Here is a 19527-nt window from a genome sequence, read left to right as displayed (position 1 = left end):
GATAAAAAAAGAAAATATGTTATAATCAACTGATGAGACGCTTAAAGCAAGGCACACGTTTTGGAGGCTTGGGAAAAATTATGTTTCTTCCCTTTTTCCTCCTCCTTTTTCTTGGATTAATGAGCTCATGGGCCCTCTACCTTTCAAGTGCACATCGGGTCGTAGCAGAATTAATCGACCAAGTCGCACGGGATACCGCACAAACCACCATACGGGAGTTGCAAGATCTCTTTGAATATGCCCGGACCATTACCATAGTCAATGCTTCAAATTTCTCGTTTTTAGAAAACAGCGCGGAGATAGACAGCTTTTCGTTTCAAAACACGTTTTACCATCAGCTGCTTTCCGCCGACTCACTCGCAATCATCGCACTAGCATTTTCCGACGGAGAATATATGGAAGCGCAGCGTTTGGGCCCCAACAACCTGCGGATCGGAAGAGCAGGGAAACAAACAAACGGTTCGTTAGAGTTTTACAGAATAGACGAAGAGGGAAAGATGGAATTCACCAATATGATTTCCGATTATGATCCCCGACAGCGTCCGTGGTACAAGAATGCCCAATCGGCCGGTCATCAGGTGTGGTCCCGGCCCTATTCACTCTATTCCAGTGAGGTACCGGCGATCTCATCCGCAATACCGTTCCAGGGAAAAGACGGCAGGAAAGGTGTGGTTGCCACGGCCGTAACCTTCGATGGTTTATCCACCTTTTTATCATCGGCATTGGATGAGAAAAAGGGATACATCGAGGTTATAGACGATACAGGCAAGACGATAGCATCTTCGGCTCCAAAGGAAGAAGGGGGGACACACACCGAAAAGAAGACCATCATAATACAGCAAACACTTAGCATGAGCGGTTTTCCCGAATGGAGGGTCCGGGTTTTCCTAAACGAATCGGCCTTCACCACCCCGTTGAAAAAAGCCGACCAGAAAACAGTGATTGTGCTCATATTCCTGCTTTTACTCTTTACCTTTGTAAGCGGGATCATCATATCGGCTGTCACAAAACCTATACGAGAGCTGGAACAGATTGTGAGACATATCGATCCCGCAAACCCTCAGGTGTCCAGAGAGATCTTTAAGATTGCCCGTCAAAAGGGAGAGATAGCCTCTCTTGCGGAAAGTTTCTTCAATATGGCAATCAGAATCAAGAAGAATTACGGCGAATTGCAACAAAACCTGCGGGAGAAGGAGTTGCTTCTGCAGGAGGTCCATCACCGCGTAAAAAACAATTTGCAGATCATCTCAAGTCTACTCTGCCTTCAGGCTGATGAAGTCAACGACCTCGCAGATCGTTATACCATCATCCAGTGCCAGCGGAGGATCCAGACCATGGCATATGTTCATGAAGCGGCCTATGCGACAAGAACCTACACCGAGATCGAGATAGGCGACTACCTCCGGATGATTTGCGGCAGCGCCGGAGCTCACCATATTACGCTCTCGGCAGAACCGGAGGGACAGAGACTTCCCCTCGATAAGGCAATTCCGTGCGGCCTTATCGTTAATGAACTTATCAGCCTCATGATCGGCCGTTATGAAAATCACAGAGAAAAGGCAAAGATCAAAGTTTCGTTTACGCGCAATAGCGATACGTATATCCTTTCGGTTTGGGATAAAACCGCTCCCCATTCGACCCTTAGCAAAAGCGGCACCCTAAGCCGGGATTTGATCAAAAGTCTCGCTTCCCAACTCAGGGGAACCATGACCAGCAATCAGGAAGAAGGGGTCCAATTCATCGTCATTTTTCCTGCATGACCATTTCTTCAACAGGATCGGCAGGTTTTATGTTTGCAGCTTGTCGCCTGAACCAGAAGAGGCGGGGGTATTCTTTTCCCTCCTTATACCAGCGATACTTCTCGTCGGCTATTCTTTCGTTCCATATGGGATCTGTAAGCTCTTTAAACTCCTGTGCATAGGTATCAATCCATGAAATAACGTCGGGATCATGGATAAGATCCTCGGAATGCGGATGACCTTCCGGAACCAGATACTCGGCTACGACGGAACGAAGGACCTCGGGATTATCGATGATCATGCACGGACGCATGAGATTCGCATTGTCGCTGTAGGGATAGCGATTTCGGATCGCCTTAAAAAAAGGAGAATTCACTACTTCGATGAGGGGTTTTTCCCTGATATTGTCGATACCGAAATGGGCGAAAACACATGGCTCAACCTGACCGTTGCTTACTATGTGGAGATAGGATCGCCCTCCGGCAAGGCAACCGCCTACAGCAGGACCGTCGTTCCAAAAATCCGCAAGGAAAATAGGAAGTCGTTTGCGCAAATCCGCTATCCTTCGCCCTGTCATAAGCCGCTGCTCGGGACTGGGAACCAAATCCAGAATGGGATCTTTGCCGACCGGCATGAACATGAAGAACCAGCTAAAGATCGCTCCCTGATCAATATAATATTTAACAAACTCGTCACTCGTAATGGTATCGATGTTCTTGCTGGTATAGGTAACACTGGTGCCGAACAGGACCCCCTCTTCCCTCAGGTTATGCATGGCATTGAGCACCTTTGCATGGACGCCCTTTCCTCGGCGCTCATCGGTTTCGGCCGCATATCCTTCCACGCTGATGGCAGGAGCAACATTACCAAGCTTCCCGAGGGCCCGGGCGGTTTCCCGGTCAATGAAGGTACCGTTTGTAAAGGTGAGAAAGTACATGTCGCTGTACTTTCGGAAAAGCCGAAGCCACATATCTTTCAGAACATAGGGTTCACCGCCGGAAACAACAACGAAGTAGATGCCGAGTTTCCGGGCCTGATCCAGAATTGAATCGATCTCTTCTTCGTTTAAGTCTCCAGCTTTTTCGTAAAGGCCGGAATAGCACCCTGTACAATGGAGGTTACAACGCATGGTAGGACTGATCACCAGGGTGCCGGGGAGCCACTGCTCGTAGCTGGCAAAACGATACCGGATTTTCTCACCCACATACCCCCAATTGTAGATGAGGTTTCCGATGAGTTTTTTCTTTGCCTGCCTATTGATGGAAGAACCAAGACGGGCAAAAAGAGTCGCCATACCCTCCTTCCTATCAACATCCTGCATCAGGCCCGATAAAAATAGGCGTAGCTGTGATGACTGAATATCACTATCGGCTAAGCAGGAAAGCGATCGAAGATCTTCAATATCGCCCGTAAGGCTTTTCACCGATTTTCTCACAACCGCCTGTCTGAGCATCCGGCCTTTCAGGGAAAAGGCAGAACCTTCCGCCTTCCTGAAATCGGGTACATCACTCTTTTTGTACTTCACACCTCTTACCTCCGCTTACATCTATTTTCTACTTTCAAAATAGGGAGCAGAATCGTTGCAGAGTACTGTACAAAAGTATGGGCCTGGGTTGGTTTTATATGATAATTCCGGAGATGTTTGCCTTAACGACCGCCTCCGTTCTATTTTTGACACCAAGTTTTTTGTAGATATTGACCGTATGCCATTTAACCGTTCGAACCGAGATAAACAGCTCCTCGGCAATTTCTTTATTCGTATATCCCCTTGCCAAAAGGCGCAAGACCATAAGCTCCCGGTTGCTCAATGTCACAGGCTTGCAGGAACCTGCGTCCGAAGCCTTTTTTTCGATGAGCGTAAGTATTTTACCGATATACTCACGCAAGAAAGAATTTGTGACTTTCTTTTCCAGACGGCAGAGAATGAATGCGAGAGGAGGCCCCTCATCGACAAAGAGTCGAAGGAATCCGGCCTCATAGGCTTCGGGAAGAATGAAAAGCAAAACGTTCTCAGCATCTTCAGGTTTGCCCATTCCCTCCAGGGCAAGGCTCCTCAGAATGGAAAGTTCGATTACACTTTTGTTTCTACCTAGTTTTCGGCCGGCATTGATCAGCTCGTCGCTAACGGAAAGCAGATCATCAAAACCTCCGCGATGAAGCTCAAGCCGTGCCATAAGAATTTTTCGTGACTCTACAAAATGATAATACCGATCGACCGATCTATCTCCCAATATACCGTGTAAGGAAGGCAAAGGGGACAAACGCCTGCTATCCCCTCTCAAAAGGAGCAGCCGTACCCTAACCAACTCTACCATGAGGTCGTCGATGGTACTGACATCAAATTCCTTGGTCAGCCTGGCAGCCCGCTGTAAAGCGGTCTCGGCCTCCCGGGCACGATCCAGGGAATAAAAGATGTGGGCCTCTACAGCGTAGGCCTCAATCGTCCGAAACGCCGACCATTTTCGTGTAAGAAGAACCCCCTCCTGCACCATCTCCAACGCCCGCTCCAGAAAGCCCATCTCGCGGTAGAGATCCGCCAACTCAACCAAGGCAACCCCTACAATAGGAAGACGGCGTTCACAGGAACGATCGGCAAGGGCGATTGCCCTCTCGTAATGATCGATTGCGGCATGGAGAGAGCCTTTCATCGTGTAGAGATAGGCAATTTCGCAAAGGAGTTGAAAGTAACCGGTAAAATGAGAAGAATCACCCCGATCGGTTGCAAAATAAGGAATAGCGGAAAGCATCATCTCGAGGGATGAGCAAACATCTCCCTTATAAAGAAACTGTGTCGTATACATTTCGTGGATAAGCATGCTTCGAAAAAAGAAGGCATCGGAAGGAAGAAGTGTTAAGGCTTTTTCCGCCTGTTCCATGGCCTTCTCCGGTCTCCCTTTCATAACGCACATGAGACTTCGGAAGGTCAAAACTTCCCCGGAGGTTTCCGGACGATCGATTGATGTGACTCCGATTTTATAGAGCGGAACAATGGCGTCAAGCGATTCGCCGATAAAAAGTTTGACGATAGCGGCGAAGAGACACAGTTTCGGATGATTGTTCCGGTATTCTGCGGGAACCTGATTAAACCAGCCGACAAACGAAGAAAGCTCACTTTTTTGAAAAAAACATGATGCGTGATTTTCGAGAATAGAGGCGGCCATATCCCCATCTCCCGCCTCAAGAAAATGCTTTAAGGCTGCTTCCCACTTTCCATCCCCTAAAAACCATGTTCCGGCAATCTTGTGCAGGTGCCGTACGTTTTTATCCCCATGCGTTTGGGTCAGAGTCGAACGTAAGAATTCGGCAAACAATTGATGGTATCGAAACCACCGGCGATCTTGATCAAGTGGGACAATAAAAAGATTGCAGTGTTCCAATTCTGAAAGGATTTTCACGCTATCGCTACGGCTGGTAACGGCATCACACACCTCGGAACAGAAGGACTCAAGGATGGAGCTCTTTAAAAGAAAGGCCTGAATCTCCGCAGACTGAAGAGAAAAGACCTCTTCCATCAGATAATCGAAGATATAACGGTGGGTTCCACAAAAACGACGGAAAAATCCGTCGATATCACTGTTGTCCCGTAAGCTTATTGCCGCCATCTGAATTCCCGTGATCCACCCCTCCGTTCGCCGGGAAAGGAGATCAACAAAGTGTTCCTGCAGCTTAAGGTCCATGATACGGCTGAGGAAAAGCGTAGTCTCCTCCGGGCGGAAGCGAAGCTCCTCCATTCGCAACTCAAGCAGTTTTCTTCGTGAGCGCAGCAAGGCAAGAGGGAGTGAGGGATCGCTTCGGGACGAGATAATAATATGCAGATTATCCGGAGCATAGTCGATAAGCTCTTTGACAAAATCAACCAGTATAGGATTGCTGATGCAATGAAAGTCATCAAAAATGAGGATAAACTCTTCTCCGTAGCTTTCAATCTCCTGTAAAAGAGAAACGCTGATTTCATCCGGGACAGGAAAGGGAAAATGATCAAGCCGCTGCCGAACAGCAGGACCAATCTGAGCATCAATCTCAGATACCCCCTTTAGGAGATAAAAAAGGAAGCGGGAGGGATCATTATCACGCTCCTCAAGGGTCAGCCAGCAGCAGTGATGCTTTCGTTTTCGGATCCATGAAGCAAGTAGAGAGGACTTCCCGAAACCAGCTGGGGCGGAAACAAGGATCAGAGCGACATGGGGATAGCGATCCAGCCTTGAAAAGAGTCTTTCTCTATCGATAAGTTCTCCGGAAGACGGAACGGTAACCTTCGTCCGAAGGTACGGCTCACCCATATCACCTGGCCCCGATGCGTGTCATATACCGATACTCCTGATAGCCTACCCTGAAAGCCGTCTCCTTGCAAGCTTTCACTACTGTTAGGAATATTGGTGATGGAAATCCTTTACTAGAAGAGCGGCTTTCATGTATCATCCCTTTCACCATGACAAAGCAAGCAAAAACAGTGACAGCGGCGCTTTCGGCAACGACACCGGTATTTTTCGGTTACACCTCTATCGGTTTTGCCTTCGGGTTTCTCCTGGTCAAATCGGGGATGGCCTGGTACTGGTCCCCGATCATGGGAATTTTCATTTTTGCCGGGGCGGCACAATTTCTGGCCATTGGTTTACTCGGCGCGGGGACCTCCCCTATTGAAATGGGTCTTGCTGTCTTGCTGCTTAACGCCCGCCATGCGGTTTACGGCTTTTCCCTTCTCGACAGGTTTTCTCATTTTCGTCGCTTTAAGCTCTACCTGATTTTCGGCCTCACCGATGAGACCTACGCACTTTTGACCACGGTAAGGCCACCGGAAGGGGTCGATCGTGAATCCTTCGACTTTCTTATCACCCTCTTTAATCAATCGTGGTGGGTGATAGGAAGCACGGCAGGTGCACTTTTCGGTACACAGATTTCCTGGGACGCCCCAGGAATCGAGTTTGCCCTTACCGCCCTTTTCGTGGTGCTCCTGGTGGAGCAGATACGCTCCCTCAAAAGGCCGGGACCATTTCTCATCGCTCTCATAAGCGCGGTGCTGCTCAATCTCGCAGGCTTTAAAGAGCAAACCCTGCTCGTTGGGATTCTTATCTCTACGACAGGCTGTTTTTTCCTGCCTCGACGGGAGGATGCTGCATGAGCCAACACACCCTCTATCTGATTATCGGAATTCTCGTTATGACCCTGGCAACTCAAATCACCAGAGCATTCCCATTCCTGCTCTTTGCAAAAAGAAAGCCGCCTCAAAAGCTCATCGCAGGGGCACGTTTGATTCCCGGAGCGGTTATGACCATCCTGGTCTTTACCAGTCTCCCGGTAAGCGGCGACCTCGGCCATGCGGAGGTTTGGATGCAATGGCTTGCCGCAGGGGCAGTTGCACTGTTGCACGTCATATTCCGCCAGTCCCTCCTCAGTATTCTCGGAGGAACCGCACTCTACATGGCAATGCTCCATTTTTGGGGATAAAAGGCCCCGGCATGATAATCACCACGATTCCGGACACTATATAAAGCTTTTAAACAAGTAAGTGCACTATTGTGATTTATCTGTTGTCGGTTTTGTGTATAATGAATTCCAATATGACACTAAAACGAAATTCGAGAGAACAAAGCCACAATCGAAGAAAGATTCTCAAAAAAGTCTGGGAAAATGAAACCATATCACGGGCGGAGCTTGCAAAACAGCTCCATTTGAGCCCTGCAACTGTTTCCTCAAACGTTGCAGAACTCGTCCGAATGAATTATATCCGGCTTGGAAAGGAAGGCGACTCCTCTGGTGGAAGAAAGCCCATAATGCTTGAGATTAATGAGGACTCGCTTGCGGCTGTCGGAATTACCGTTATGAAGGAGTCGGTACTTTCATCCCTGGTCAATCTCAAAGGCGAAGTGATAGATTCCAGACTGGATAAGTACACATTGCCCATTTCGAAGGATAGTATCCTTTCAACTATTTTGTTTTCAATAAAAAAAATATTAGCGATATGGAACAATAATCAAAAAATTTGCGGAATCGGCATAGGTATGCATGGAGTGGTAGATTATTCTTCAGGCATTTCCATCTTTGCCCCCTACTTTAGTTGGCACTACATCAATATAAAAACCCTTGTAGAAGAGGAGTTTCACATACCCGTCTTAGTAGACAATGATGCAAGAGTCATGGTCCTAGCCGAGAAGTGGTTCGGAAAATATAGGAGCCTTCAGAATTTTATCTTCCTCAGTTTGGATGAAGGTGTCGGGGGAGGGATCATGGTGGATGGAAAGCTGTTTCGAGGCAGCGGATATGCAGCCGGTGAGATAGGACACATCCATGTCAAGGAAAATGGATCGAAATGTATCTGTGGGAACTACGGGTGCCTGGAAACCGTGGCGGCCATTCCCCGTATTGTAGGCGAGATTGTCGACCAGATACGTCTCGGATATCCTTCATATATTACAGACATCATTGGGGATAAACCTCTTAACTTAATTGATTTCGATATCGTCCTGGAAGCAGTTAAAAAGGGAGACGACCTTTGTAAAAAGGTACTATCGAAAGTTGGGATGTATATCGGAGTTGCGTCAGCAGATATTATCAACTTCTTTAATCCCGAAGCAATTATCATTGGAGGAAAGCTATCGCTGGCATGGGATTATTTTAAAGAGGATGTCAGGGAAACCGTTATCAGACAATCGATGCATGAATGTAATAAAAACGTGAAGATACTTAGGTCGTCTTTTGTCGGTTGCAGGGGGGATATAGGAGCGGCTGCTCTTGTTGTCGATAAAATTCTTGAGGAAAACTTTCTTCAGTCTCTAAATAAATAAAGCATGGCAAGTATCTATCCATGATAGTATTGTAGATATGACCATTGTTTTTTTAATTGATGAAAAAAGTTCTTGCGAATATCGTTATGTAGACCTATAATAAAGCAACTATTGCAATAGTTTACCAATAACAACCTCGAGACATATTTTAATTGATAAATAAAGTATGAAATCTATTCATACAGGGAGGAAAGGATGAAGAAGGTAATTGCAATCGGTTCCGCACTGTTGATGATCTGCTCTATTGCTGTTTTTGCAAATGGGTCAAGTGAGGCTACCGGAAACGCAAAGCCCCAATTAGGTATTACGGTATATAAATACGACGATAACTATATGTCATTTGTACGCAAAGCCATAGAGACCGCGTGCGAAGAAAACGGAGAAGTCGATTATCAGATCTGTGACTCAATGAACGATCAAGCAAAGCAAAATGATCAGATCGATACGTATATCAATAAAGGTGTGGATTGTCTGGTAGTCAATCTGGTCGAGCCGGCTGCCGGAAAAACCGTTTGCGAAAAGGCAAAAAAAGCAGGTCTTCCCATCATCTTCTACAATAAAGAACCGGCAAGAGATGTCATCATGGGTTATGACAAATGCTGGTATGCGGGAATTACCTCAGCGGAATTCGGGATTCAGCAAGGCCACCTGATCGTCAATGAATGGAAAACTCATCCCGAATGGGACAAGAACGGTGACGGAAAAATCCAGTATGTCATGCTCAAGGGAGAACCCGGACATCCGGATGCAGAGGTAAGAACTTCAGAACCTCCCAAAATCATCAAGGAAGCCGGAATAGGTATCGAACAATTGGAACTTCAGACGGGAATGTGGGATGCTTCAAAGGGCAAAGAGCTCATGGAAACCTGGCTTGCAAAACATGGTGACAGCATAGAGTTCGTTATTTGCAACAATGATGCAATGGCTCTTGGCGCCGTTGAAGCCCTCAAGAGTGCAGGATATTTCACCGGCGAAAAGTACATGCCGGTAGTGGGCGTTGACGGGCTTCCCGAAGCCGTTGAGCTTATAAAGAAAGGCCAGATGCTCGGAACAATTCTCAATGACCCGAAGGCTCTTGGGCTGGCAACATATGCCATGGCCGTAAATGCAGCAAAGGGAAGAGATATTTGTTACGGGACCGATTATACCCTTGGTGATCGCAAGGACATACGAGTAGCTTGCGAAATCACCACCGTTGATAATCTTGAGAATGCCATAGCGGCATATAAATAGACAATGATGATTCGGGTACGCATGGCATTTCCATGTGTACCCTTTTTTATGGAGTCGGAATTTATGGATAGCAATCCTGTACTTCTACGTATTAAGAAAATTTCCAAGTCATTTCCCGGAGTACAGGCTCTGGATAAAGTCGATTTGGCGGTCCGGCAGGGAACGGTCCATGCCCTCGTTGGTGAAAATGGGGCCGGCAAATCGACTTTAATGAAATGCCTGTTTGGAATATATCACGCCGATGAAGGTACCATCGAGTTGGAAGGAAAAAAGGTCGGCTTTGAAAATCCAAAACAGGCCTTGGACCATGGGATAACAATGGTCCACCAGGAGCTGAACCAGGTGGGAAGGCTGAGAGTGATCGACAACCTGTGGCTGGGGCGATTTCCCATGAAAAACCCCCTTGTTATCGACGAAGAAAAGATGATCAGAGAGACCAAAAGAATTTTTGAAGAACTTGAAATTAATATCGATCCCCTCGTCAAGGTTGAAAAGCTTTCTGTTTCGGACCGACAGATGATGGAGATAGCCAAGGCATCTTCCTACAACGCCAGGATAATTGTGATGGATGAGCCGACTTCATCGCTTTCGGAGAAGGAAGTGGCTCACTTATTCAGGGTAATAAAAAAACTGCGGAAAAAAGGGTGCGGAATAATTTATATATCGCATAAGCTTGAAGAAATTTTCAGTATCGCCGATGAAGTTTCGGTAATGCGAGACGGGAAATGGATTGCAACTGAACCTATCACCGAAGTTGATATTGGCAACATCATCACGCTTATGGTAGGCCGCAAACTCAATAATCGTTTTCCAAAGAAGATAAATAAACCAGGCAGTGTCCTCATGGAGGTATCGCACCTCAGTTTAACCTATTCACCATTGGTAAAAGATGTTTCCTTTTCCCTAAGGGCAGGGGAAATTCTCGGAATTGCAGGACTTGAAGGGTCGATGCGGACCGAGGTTGTGGAAGGCCTCTTTGGCTATCGAAAACGAGAAACCGGAGAAATAAAGCTCAGAGGAAGCCTCTGCAACAACCAGTCTCCTGCGGATTCAATAAAAAACGGTTTTGCTTTGCTTACCGAGGAACGAAAGTACAACGGTATTTTTCCAGGGCTGAGTGTGAAGGACAACATAACAATAGCAAATATGGACGGATACCGCAGGCATGGCGTCTTGCACAAGGGAAAAATCAAGAATGATGTCGAGAAAGTGATTACTGCATTAAAGGTAAAAACACCGTCTGCAGAAACCCATATGGTGGACCTGTCCGGTGGCAACCAACAGAAGGTGCTCTTCGGCAGATGGATGCTCACGTCTCCGGATATTCTGCTGCTTGACGAACCGACAAGAGGGATAGATGTCGGCGCTAAATACGAAATTTACCAACTTATCATTGAATTAGCAAACGAAGGCAAGGGGGTGGTCATGATTTCATCCGAGATGCCGGAGTTGCTTGGCGTTACCGACAAAATACTGGTTATGAGCAACGGGAATGTGGCGGGAATAGTGAATACAAAAGAAACCAACCAGGAAGAAATTCTCAAGTTAGCGGCGAAATATTTATAGGAGGTTGTTGTCATCATGGATGGAATGGCAAATGAACAGATAGAAAAAATCAAGCGAAGAAGAAAGATACGGGCAAAGCTTATGGACAATGCCATCTACATTGTTTTGGCCAGCCTTATAATAATTATTACTGCAATTGATCCAACCTTTTTATCATTCAAAAACTTCAAATTTATTTTTACCCAGGCTTCAACAAGAATGATTCTGGCATTGGGGGTAGCCGGAATAATCGTCCTGGCAGGATGTGATCTTGCGATAGGTCGGTTTGTAGGCCTGTCGGCCGTAATTTCCGCATCCATGATGCAGGTACTGGATAATCCCAATATTGTCTTCCCCGGGCTTGATATACCAGTGATTGTACCCGTGCTTCTTGTGACTCTGATCTGCGGACTTATCTCCCTGGTGAACGGGCTCGTTGTGACAAAACTATCTGTAACGGCATTTATTGCAACTTTGGGAATGCAAATGATCCTTTACGGGCTCACTTCAACCTACTATGAGCAGGTATGCGGCGCCTCGCCAGTGGGATCACTCAAGGATTCATTTACCAACTTTGCTCAGGGCGAAGTACTCGGTATCCCGTACCTGATCATCTACGCCACCATCATCGCCGTGCTGATGTGGTTCATATGGACCAAAACAAAACTTGGCAGGCACCTTTTTGCAATAGGAAATAACGAAGAAGCGGCAAAGGTGTCCGGCGTTAACATCCATAAAACAATCTTGATTATCTATTTAATCGCAGGTTTTCTCTATGGCTTTGCCGGCGCGCTCGAAGTAGGAAGAACCGGAAGTGCAACCAACAATCTTGGAAACGGCTACGAGCTTGATGCCATAGCAGCTTGTGTCGTCGGCGGAGTGTCGTTACTCGGAGGGGTTGGAAATATTCTAGGTATTGTAATTGGAGTAATTATTTTCCAGGTTATCAACTATGGTCTTGTCTATATAAGCGTAAGCCCTTATATGCTCTACATCATTAAGGGGGCAATCGTCATTTTGGCGGTCGCCGTTGATGCTCAGAAATACGTAAAGAGACAATAGAGGAACTGTGATGGCTTTTTACTATGACACTGAAAAAATCGAAGAAGAAACATCGTATCTTCTTGGTTATAAGAAAGAATCAGAACATGAACACAATGTACTAATTAAGGTATCACCTGCACTGGGCAACAATCTTTATTGCTTTCGAGTGGATGAGTATGAAGTAGTGCACTATGATACATATTTTTCGTTACGCTCATATTACACGGGGAACCCGATTTTATATCCCTTCCCTAACAGATTGAGAAACTGCTTTTACGAATTCCGGGGAAAGCACTACTGGCACCAAAAGCACGGAATTCCTGTATTTCTTCATTCACTTGTGTACGATGAGAAATGGGAATGCGATGAACCTCTTGTTACAGAAACAGGGGTAAGCCTTAAGACATGGATTGATATCAACACAAAGCATCCGATTTTTGAAGGCTTTCCTTTTCCCCACACCCTCTGTGTAATCTTTGAGGTGACACAAAAGGGATGTACCATTACCTACGAAGTAAAAAATCATGGAAAAGAAGAGATGCCCTATGGTATTTCCTATCATACCTTCTTTAAGAAACTGTGCGGTGACAAGGATTCCTTCATCAGGGTCCCTGCCACATATATGATGGATCTTACGGACGATCTGCTTCCGACAGGAAGGCTTCTTGATGTAGAGGGGGAGAATTTCGATTTAAGAAATCCGGTACCGCCCAGCAAACTCGATTTGGATAATTGCTATACCGGGATGATTCCGGGAGAGCGGGTGTACATCGACTATCCGGCTATAGGGTTGAGGATTTACATGGACTCTACCGAGGATTTTACCCATATGCAGGTCTTTACCCCAAAAGGCAAACCATTTTTCTGTGTTGAGAAACAAACGTGTTCTACAGATGCCGTGAATTTGGATAACAAAGGCTTTAGAGAAGCGGCCCATCTTTTAACAGTCCCCCCCGGAGAAAAGAAAGAAGGGACCGTCTCTTTTGGTTTCGAGTTTTATTAAGAATCAGGAGGCACAATGGTAAAAATTTCATTAATTGGAGCTGGAAGTGTGGTGTTTTCCAAACAGCTCATGGTGGATATTCTCGGGTTTCCGGAATTGTCGGACTGCCGTTTTTGTCTTGAAGATATAGACCCTGAAAGGCTTGCTCTTACGGAAAAAGTCGCAAGGATGTTTATCAAACAGCGAAATGGAAAGGCTTTCATTGAAACGACACAGAGTATCGACGAGGCAGTAAAAGGGGCCGATTTCATTATAAACATGGTCCAGGTAGGTGGATTTGCATCTACACGTATTGACTTCGAGATTCCCGAGAAGTACGGGATGAAGCAAACCATAGCTGATTCAATGAGTGTCGGTGGGATTTTCAGGGCACTGAGGACAATGCCCGTGCTGGACCAGCTGTGTCAGGCAATCTTAACATACAGCCCACATGCAGTCCTTTTGAATTATACCAACCCCATGGCAATGCTCTCCCTTTATGTTCAGAGGAAATATCCCGAGGTCAACTATGTGGGGCTTTGCCACAGTGTACAGACGACCTCCAAGCAGCTGGCCTTATACCTGAATATTCCGTATGACGAACTGCAGTATAAGGTTGCTGGTATTAATCATCAGGCATGGTTCTTGGAATTAAAGCAAAAGGGTGAGGACCTATACCCCCGACTCAACGAACTGAAACAAAAGATTGATGAGGACCCATCTTTTGTTCCTGAACATTTGTATGCATACAAAGGAAATGATTCATGGTTCCGAGAAAACTTCAAAGAGAGTGCGGCAGAAACCTTTGAAACGGATAAAGTTCGCTTTGAAATGCTTGCTCGGTTAGGCTATTACGTAACGGAATCCAGTGAGCATAATGCCGAATATTGTCCCTATTTTCTAAAAGACCAAAAGCTTATCGACAGGTATAAGATTCCTGTCAATGAATATATAAGGAGGTGCCGGTTAATCCTCAAAGAGTTCGAAGAAGTAAAAAAGACCATCAACTCCGGAAGGGAACTCCATGTTGATACGTCCCAAGAATATGCAGGCTTTATCATTCATTCCATGGTCTCCGGAGAGAAAAGTACGATAAACGGAAACGTTTTGAACACCGGGCTTATTACGAATCTTCCCACATCCTGTTGCGTCGAGGTCCCCTGTCTCGTAGACAGAAATGGAGTGCAGCCGACCTACATCGGTGAGCTTCCGGAACAGCTTGCGGCCTACAACAGGACAAACATCAGTGTACAAATGCTCACCGTCGATGCTGTTTTAGACAACGATAAGCAACATATCTATCATGCCGTTATGCTCGATCCGATAGCGGTATCAATGGTACGGCTGGATGATATGAAACCGATGGTAGATGAAATGTTTGAGGCCCACGGCGAAATGATTCCTTATTTCATGAAGCGAGGTAACGTATGAAAATTGTATTGATAGGTGCGGGAAGCGCCATGTTTGGATTGGGAGCACTTGGAGACATCTTTAAAAGCAAGGTACTTGAAGGCTGTGAAGTAGCGTTAGTCGATATTAACCACGTTGCCCTTGGAGAAGTCGAAAAGGTCGCCAAGGCATACATCAGTGACAACGGGTTACAATACACCATATCGGCGACAACCGAGAGGAAAGAGGCTCTTAAAGGTGCTGATTTTGTATTGATTTCAATCGAGATTGGCGACAGATATGAATTATGGGAAATGGACTGGCACCTTCCACAGCAGTTCGGAATTAAGCAGGTCTATGGAGAAAACGGAGGGCCCGGCGGAATTTTCCATTCACTTAGAATCATCCCCCCCATTTTGGATATTTGCAGCGATGTCATGGATATATGTCCCGATGCTCTGGTAATGAACCTAAGCAATCCCATGACGAATATAATGACTGCTGTTGTAAGAAAGTATCCAGACATAAACATTGTAGGTCTTTGTCATGAGGTCTCATCCCTTGTTATCCATCTGCCAAAGATTCTTGATATTCCCTTTGAAGAACTTCATATCAGGGCCGGAGGGCTTAATCATTTCAGCTGCCTTCTTGACGCCACATATAGAAAAGACGGCAGTAATGCAATGCCGGAAATTCTGGAGAAAGGCATCCCGTATTTTGAGGGAACGTTGGAACGCGGACTGTTCATGTACATTATCAAGTATTTCGGAAAAATACCGATTACAACAGACAGTCACTTTAGCGAATATATACACTGGGCCCAAGAAGTCGCCGACCATGTCGGGGTAATGGATTTTTATACAAACTACAAAAAAGAATGCCTTGGACACCAAGTAGACATGTACAACAGAGTCAAATCCGGCACACTCCCCGAGGAATACTGGAGGGTAGTACCAATTATTGAGGGGATACTTACCAACGACGGTCACGAAGAACTTGCAGTCAATATTCTCAACAAAGGATATATATCAGCACTTCCAGAGGATACTATCGTCGAAGTTCCTGGCACAGTAGATGGCAAGGGGATACAAGGTACCGATGTCAATGATGTCATGCCCCTGGGCTTCTCCTCACTACTTTGCAACAGAATCGGTGTTCTCAGAGTCTGTGCCGAAGCTGCTATTCAAAAGTCCAGAGAACTTGCCCTGCAGGCCTTGCTGGTCGATACCACCAACAATAGTATTCTTCAGACAGAACGACTGCTTGATGAAGTGATATCTCAACAAAAAGAGTATCTTGGATATTTGAAGTAGACAAACAAACCCTATTACCCCTATTGATGAAGAACGTTTTCATCAATAGGGGTATATATCTTCTGTTTGAGTGAATGGTTAGCATGCACGGCGATTCGTCGGTTTATTTTTTTATGCTGTTCCAAATGGAATCGGCCGAGGCCTCCATCAACGCTTTCGTTTCAGGAGCATCCAAGTCCATAGTAAAATTACTCATGTAGCGGCTAAATACGCTGCAATGAACAGAGATAATCCTGCTGATAACTACTTCAGGGATGTCTTCTCGCACATCATTTCTAATACGCTCCCAAAGATGTAGTTCCCTGATCACGCCCACGTACAGTTTTGAGAATTCCTCAGAGAAGTAATTATAGCATACCGAATCTTCGTACTTTTCCACGTACTGGTGCTCATCCGAATAAAGAGCGGACCAGCGGAGTATGTCTAAAATAATGACCTTGATAATGCCTTCGGCAGATGTTTGTGCCAGCGGGTCGTTCCGGTTTATTTTTTCTATGCTGTTACGAGCATAATAGTAGGTCTCAAGAAGTAACATTTCCTTGGTCTTAAAATACTTGTATGGCGTTCCCCCGGCAACTCCCGCCCTTTCGCTGATTTTGGACATAGGCGCCATAGGGCCAAACTCGTTAAAAAGAAGGATAGTACTCTTCATAATGCGGGTCTTTGTATCATCCGTGGGCATTATTATCATGATGTATCTCCCGTACCTAAGGATTTATTTCATAGTACTTGCTGTCTCATAATTATTCCAGTTTGTTTCTTGGAAGTGATCTACTGTTCCGAATCCTGGTGATTGCAGGATTCGGAACAGTAGGTAAATTTAAAGAGGGGCTACCTCACCTATTGATGAGACAGCCCCTTACGGTAAGAACAAAAGCGTCAGACGCACTATCCGGGAAACTTTGTTCCTTATAGTTTGCAGCAGTCGCTTACTTTTCAGGACCGCTTAGGTCCTATGCCGGGCATTACTTGCTTCCCACGTGGTCTGCAACGGTCTTGCCGCAGATATACGCCGAAGTAAGCGCCCAGCCGTTATTTGCGCCGCCAAAGGTCACATAGGGTTTCCTGTCGCTGAAAAGTACTCCCATGCTGTCGCCACCAACAGCAAACAGGCCGTCGATGGGATTCCCATTGGTATCAAGTACCTGCAGGTCGCTATTCACATCCAGGGCTGCGCAGGTGCAGTAACTATAGCTGGCCATCTTGACCGCATAATAGGGGCCGTCGCCGATGGCTTCCAAATAGCCGGGGTCTTTGCCGAAATCTTTATCTTCACCCGCTGCACAATAGCCGTTGTAGGTACCCACGGTGGCGGTCAGAGCGGCGGGATCAACACCGATCTTTTGGGCCAGTTCTTCAATCGTATCGGCCTTATACACATATCCAAGCTTTATGGCAGTATCCAAAACATCGTAGGCTTCAGGAAGAGGTGTTCCCTGTGGAATAGCGCCCAGGTAGCCTAAGAACGCGGCCGCCACGCCATCCATATCATACCTAAAGCCATTATCCCTAATATCGTTGATTTGATCGGTACTCCATATGCTGTAATAGTTCGGCCCCGCAATCCACGGATCGAGCATGGCCACACCCGTTTCTGCGGTAAAACGCTTACCATCCCGTCCGACTGCCAGACTATTGCCGGAAATACCCAGGTACATGGGCAAATCGGCAACAGACCAGACGCGCTGTACGCCGGAGAATCTGCCGATCGCACCTTCGATCTCATGTATCTCATAGCCGTAGCTTGCAGGAATAAATTTAGCGGACCCGGACATATGCACTTCAGGAGGCATACCGATATTATAGGTAGCTGCGCCGTTTTCTATGGCATTTTCGATCATCTTACCGTCGTTGCCATAGCTACCGTACATATTCCATGCCCCCTTAAGGGGATAATAGTTGTCGGAGAGATACTTTTGGGTCATCTCACTGCTGCCCAGAAAACCACCGGTGGCGAGAACCACGGCATCAGCATTGATGGTATACACGGTACCGTCCACCAGATTTTTGGCTTTCGCACCTATGACCGCGCCATTTCCATCATAGATCAGCTCATACGCTTCGGTTTCCAACATATACTTCCCGCCCAGGGCGGTGAAGTCCGAAACCAGTTTGTCAAAGTCGGCGGCAATCTCAGCCTTATTTGCACCAAAAACACCCGGAGCATCGGGGTTTGTGTTGGGGTACCACTGGAACTTCACTTTGTAAACGTCTGCAGGCGTGAAACCGACCTTGGGATCAAAGTCGAAGAGGATGTCGTGATCCAAGGCGAGCCAGTCGAGGGCGTCTCCGGAATTGGCGAAGAACAGGTCGATCATGTCCACCTTGGCGTCTCCATCTACATAGGCAAGCCATGCCTTATACATGGCGTCCTCATCACAGAAGTCTTTGCCGTTGTTGTACGCCGCTTTGATACGATTAGGATTGATAGACATGATTTCAGAGGTCAAAGCGGTGGTGCCGCCGTAGCGTCCCTGCTTTTCAATGGTAAGTACATCCGCGCCTTCTTCTTCAGCACGCAGGCCGACATATGTACCTGATCCGCCCATTCCGATGACAAGCACCTGTGTGTTGAGCGTCTCGTTGCCACCGTTCTTTTTAGGGACAGCCGAAAATTTTGCGATGGCGCTTTCATCTGAGCCGCCGGCAGCCAGCGCCTGGATCAGGCACGCTTTTACCGCCGCCTTGACAGCACTGCTGGTGGCAGTAGCACCGGTAACAGCATCAACGCCCACAGACTGGGCCTCAATGATACGTGGAAAAAGCCTCTTTTCCACGGTATCCAGCATAGGTGGTGTGTCTCCGCAATCGTCACCATAGGCAATGGAAAGGATCGCACTGTCGCTGACGGTAACCGCCACTTTGTCTGTCCAGCCTATGTTGAAACCATAGGCTTCGGCGGAATAGCTGCCCGGAGCCATTTTAGCCTCAGCTGTGGATGTGTCTCCCCTTGCCTGCTTAAGGCAATCCCCAAGAGCCGACTTTACGGCTGAGGAGGTAACGGTGGCACCGGTCACTCCATCTATTGCCTCGCTTTGCGTATCAAGGATCTGCTGCTTCAGTGTATCACCAGCAACTTGCCCGATACTCTCGGTCTCGTCGGAGAGGTCGAGAACCACCTCCGTTATGCCGTTTGCATCAACAGTAGCTGTGACGGCCACTGTACCCATCCCACTTGCAGTCGCGGTGTAGGTACCCGGTGTATAGCTGCCTTCCTTAGCAGCCGATGTAGAACCTCCGCCGCACCCCGCAAACGCCAGCAGTAATACAGCCGCCAGGATGTAAGAGATTATCTTTCTCATTTTGTTTCTCCACTCCCTCATTATAAAGATTGATATATAGTGAGTGAACGCTCATTCACTATATATCGATATTTTATCATCCATATATCGCGCTTGCAAGTGGCTTGCACGGCCACTTTATCTACTGTTCCGAATCCTGGTGGTTGGGGAAACGTAATTCCTTTTCACACAACCAACTGAAAAGCCATACCCTAAAAA

Annotated in this window: 14 protein-coding genes; 10 read left to right on the top strand and 4 right to left on the bottom strand. The window is 46.7% G+C overall.

The features are described 5' to 3' along the window. The first annotated feature begins 68 nt into the window (after nt 1-68). Nucleotides 69-1760, top strand: coding sequence for a sensor histidine kinase (locus SPIRS_RS06270; RefSeq protein ID WP_245537713.1), 1692 nt, complete (start codon nt 69-71; stop codon nt 1758-1760). Here SPIRS_RS06270 and SPIRS_RS06265 read toward each other — a convergent pair. Next, complete coding sequence (locus SPIRS_RS06265) at nt 1744-3264, bottom strand: radical SAM protein (RefSeq protein ID WP_013253836.1); 1521 nt, start codon at nt 3262-3264, stop codon at nt 1744-1746. The genes SPIRS_RS06270 and SPIRS_RS06265 overlap by 17 nt on opposite strands. A gap of 94 nt (nt 3265-3358) precedes the next feature. Beyond that, complete coding sequence (locus SPIRS_RS22750) at nt 3359-6019, bottom strand: LuxR C-terminal-related transcriptional regulator (protein WP_013253835.1); 2661 nt, start codon at nt 6017-6019, stop codon at nt 3359-3361. 149 nt (nt 6020-6168) lie between these two features. On the opposite strand from SPIRS_RS22750, the gene SPIRS_RS06255 reads away from it, so the two are divergent. From SPIRS_RS06255 to SPIRS_RS06215, 9 genes are all read left to right on the top strand, one after another. Beyond that, nucleotides 6169-6858, top strand: coding sequence for an AzlC family ABC transporter permease (locus tag SPIRS_RS06255; RefSeq protein ID WP_013253834.1), 690 nt, complete (start codon nt 6169-6171; stop codon nt 6856-6858). Next, nucleotides 6855-7184, top strand: a complete 330-nt coding sequence (locus SPIRS_RS06250) for a branched-chain amino acid transporter permease (protein ID WP_013253833.1) — start codon at nt 6855-6857, stop codon at nt 7182-7184. The genes SPIRS_RS06255 and SPIRS_RS06250 overlap by 4 nt, the downstream gene beginning before the upstream one ends. Nucleotides 7185-7297: 113 nt before the next feature. After that, a complete protein-coding gene (locus SPIRS_RS06245; protein ID WP_148224040.1) occupies nt 7298-8521 on the top strand; it encodes an ROK family transcriptional regulator in 1224 nt (407 codons plus the stop codon). A gap of 195 nt (nt 8522-8716) precedes the next feature. Further along, a complete protein-coding gene (locus SPIRS_RS06240) occupies nt 8717-9754 on the top strand; it encodes a galactose ABC transporter substrate-binding protein (protein ID WP_013253831.1) in 1038 nt (345 codons plus the stop codon). A 63-nt stretch (nt 9755-9817) separates the two neighbouring features. After that, nucleotides 9818-11320, top strand: coding sequence for a sugar ABC transporter ATP-binding protein (locus SPIRS_RS06235; protein ID WP_013253830.1), 1503 nt, complete (start codon nt 9818-9820; stop codon nt 11318-11320). Between the two features lie 15 nt (nt 11321-11335). Further along, nucleotides 11336-12361: a galactose/methyl galactoside ABC transporter permease MglC gene (gene mglC, locus SPIRS_RS06230; protein WP_013253829.1), complete on the top strand. Its 1026-nt coding sequence runs from the start codon at nt 11336-11338 to the stop codon at nt 12359-12361. Nucleotides 12362-12371: 10 nt separating this feature from the next. Further along, entirely contained in the window at nt 12372-13346 is a 975-nt protein-coding gene (locus SPIRS_RS06225) for an aldose 1-epimerase (protein ID WP_013253828.1), read from the top strand. A gap of 15 nt (nt 13347-13361) precedes the next feature. After that, entirely contained in the window at nt 13362-14756 is a 1395-nt protein-coding gene (melA, locus tag SPIRS_RS06220; protein WP_013253827.1) for an alpha-glucosidase/alpha-galactosidase, read from the top strand. Continuing rightward, entirely contained in the window at nt 14753-16027 is a 1275-nt protein-coding gene (locus SPIRS_RS06215) for a family 4 glycosyl hydrolase (protein ID WP_013253826.1), read from the top strand. The genes melA and SPIRS_RS06215 overlap by 4 nt, the downstream gene beginning before the upstream one ends. Nucleotides 16028-16130: 103 nt before the next feature. On the opposite strand, the gene SPIRS_RS06210 is transcribed toward SPIRS_RS06215, so the two are convergent. Then, nucleotides 16131-16718, bottom strand: coding sequence for a TetR/AcrR family transcriptional regulator (locus SPIRS_RS06210; protein WP_013253825.1), 588 nt, complete (start codon nt 16716-16718; stop codon nt 16131-16133). A 274-nt stretch (nt 16719-16992) separates the two neighbouring features. Then, entirely contained in the window at nt 16993-19329 is a 2337-nt protein-coding gene (locus SPIRS_RS06205) for an FAD-binding protein (protein ID WP_013253824.1), read from the bottom strand. Between the last annotated feature and the right edge of the window lie 198 nt (nt 19330-19527).

Source organism: Sediminispirochaeta smaragdinae DSM 11293 (genome assembly GCF_000143985.1).
GTDB lineage: Bacteria > Spirochaetota > Spirochaetia > DSM-16054 > Sediminispirochaetaceae > Sediminispirochaeta > Sediminispirochaeta smaragdinae.
The sequence above is the reverse complement of the archived record's forward strand: the minus strand, read 5'-3'. Positions and strand labels throughout refer to the sequence as shown.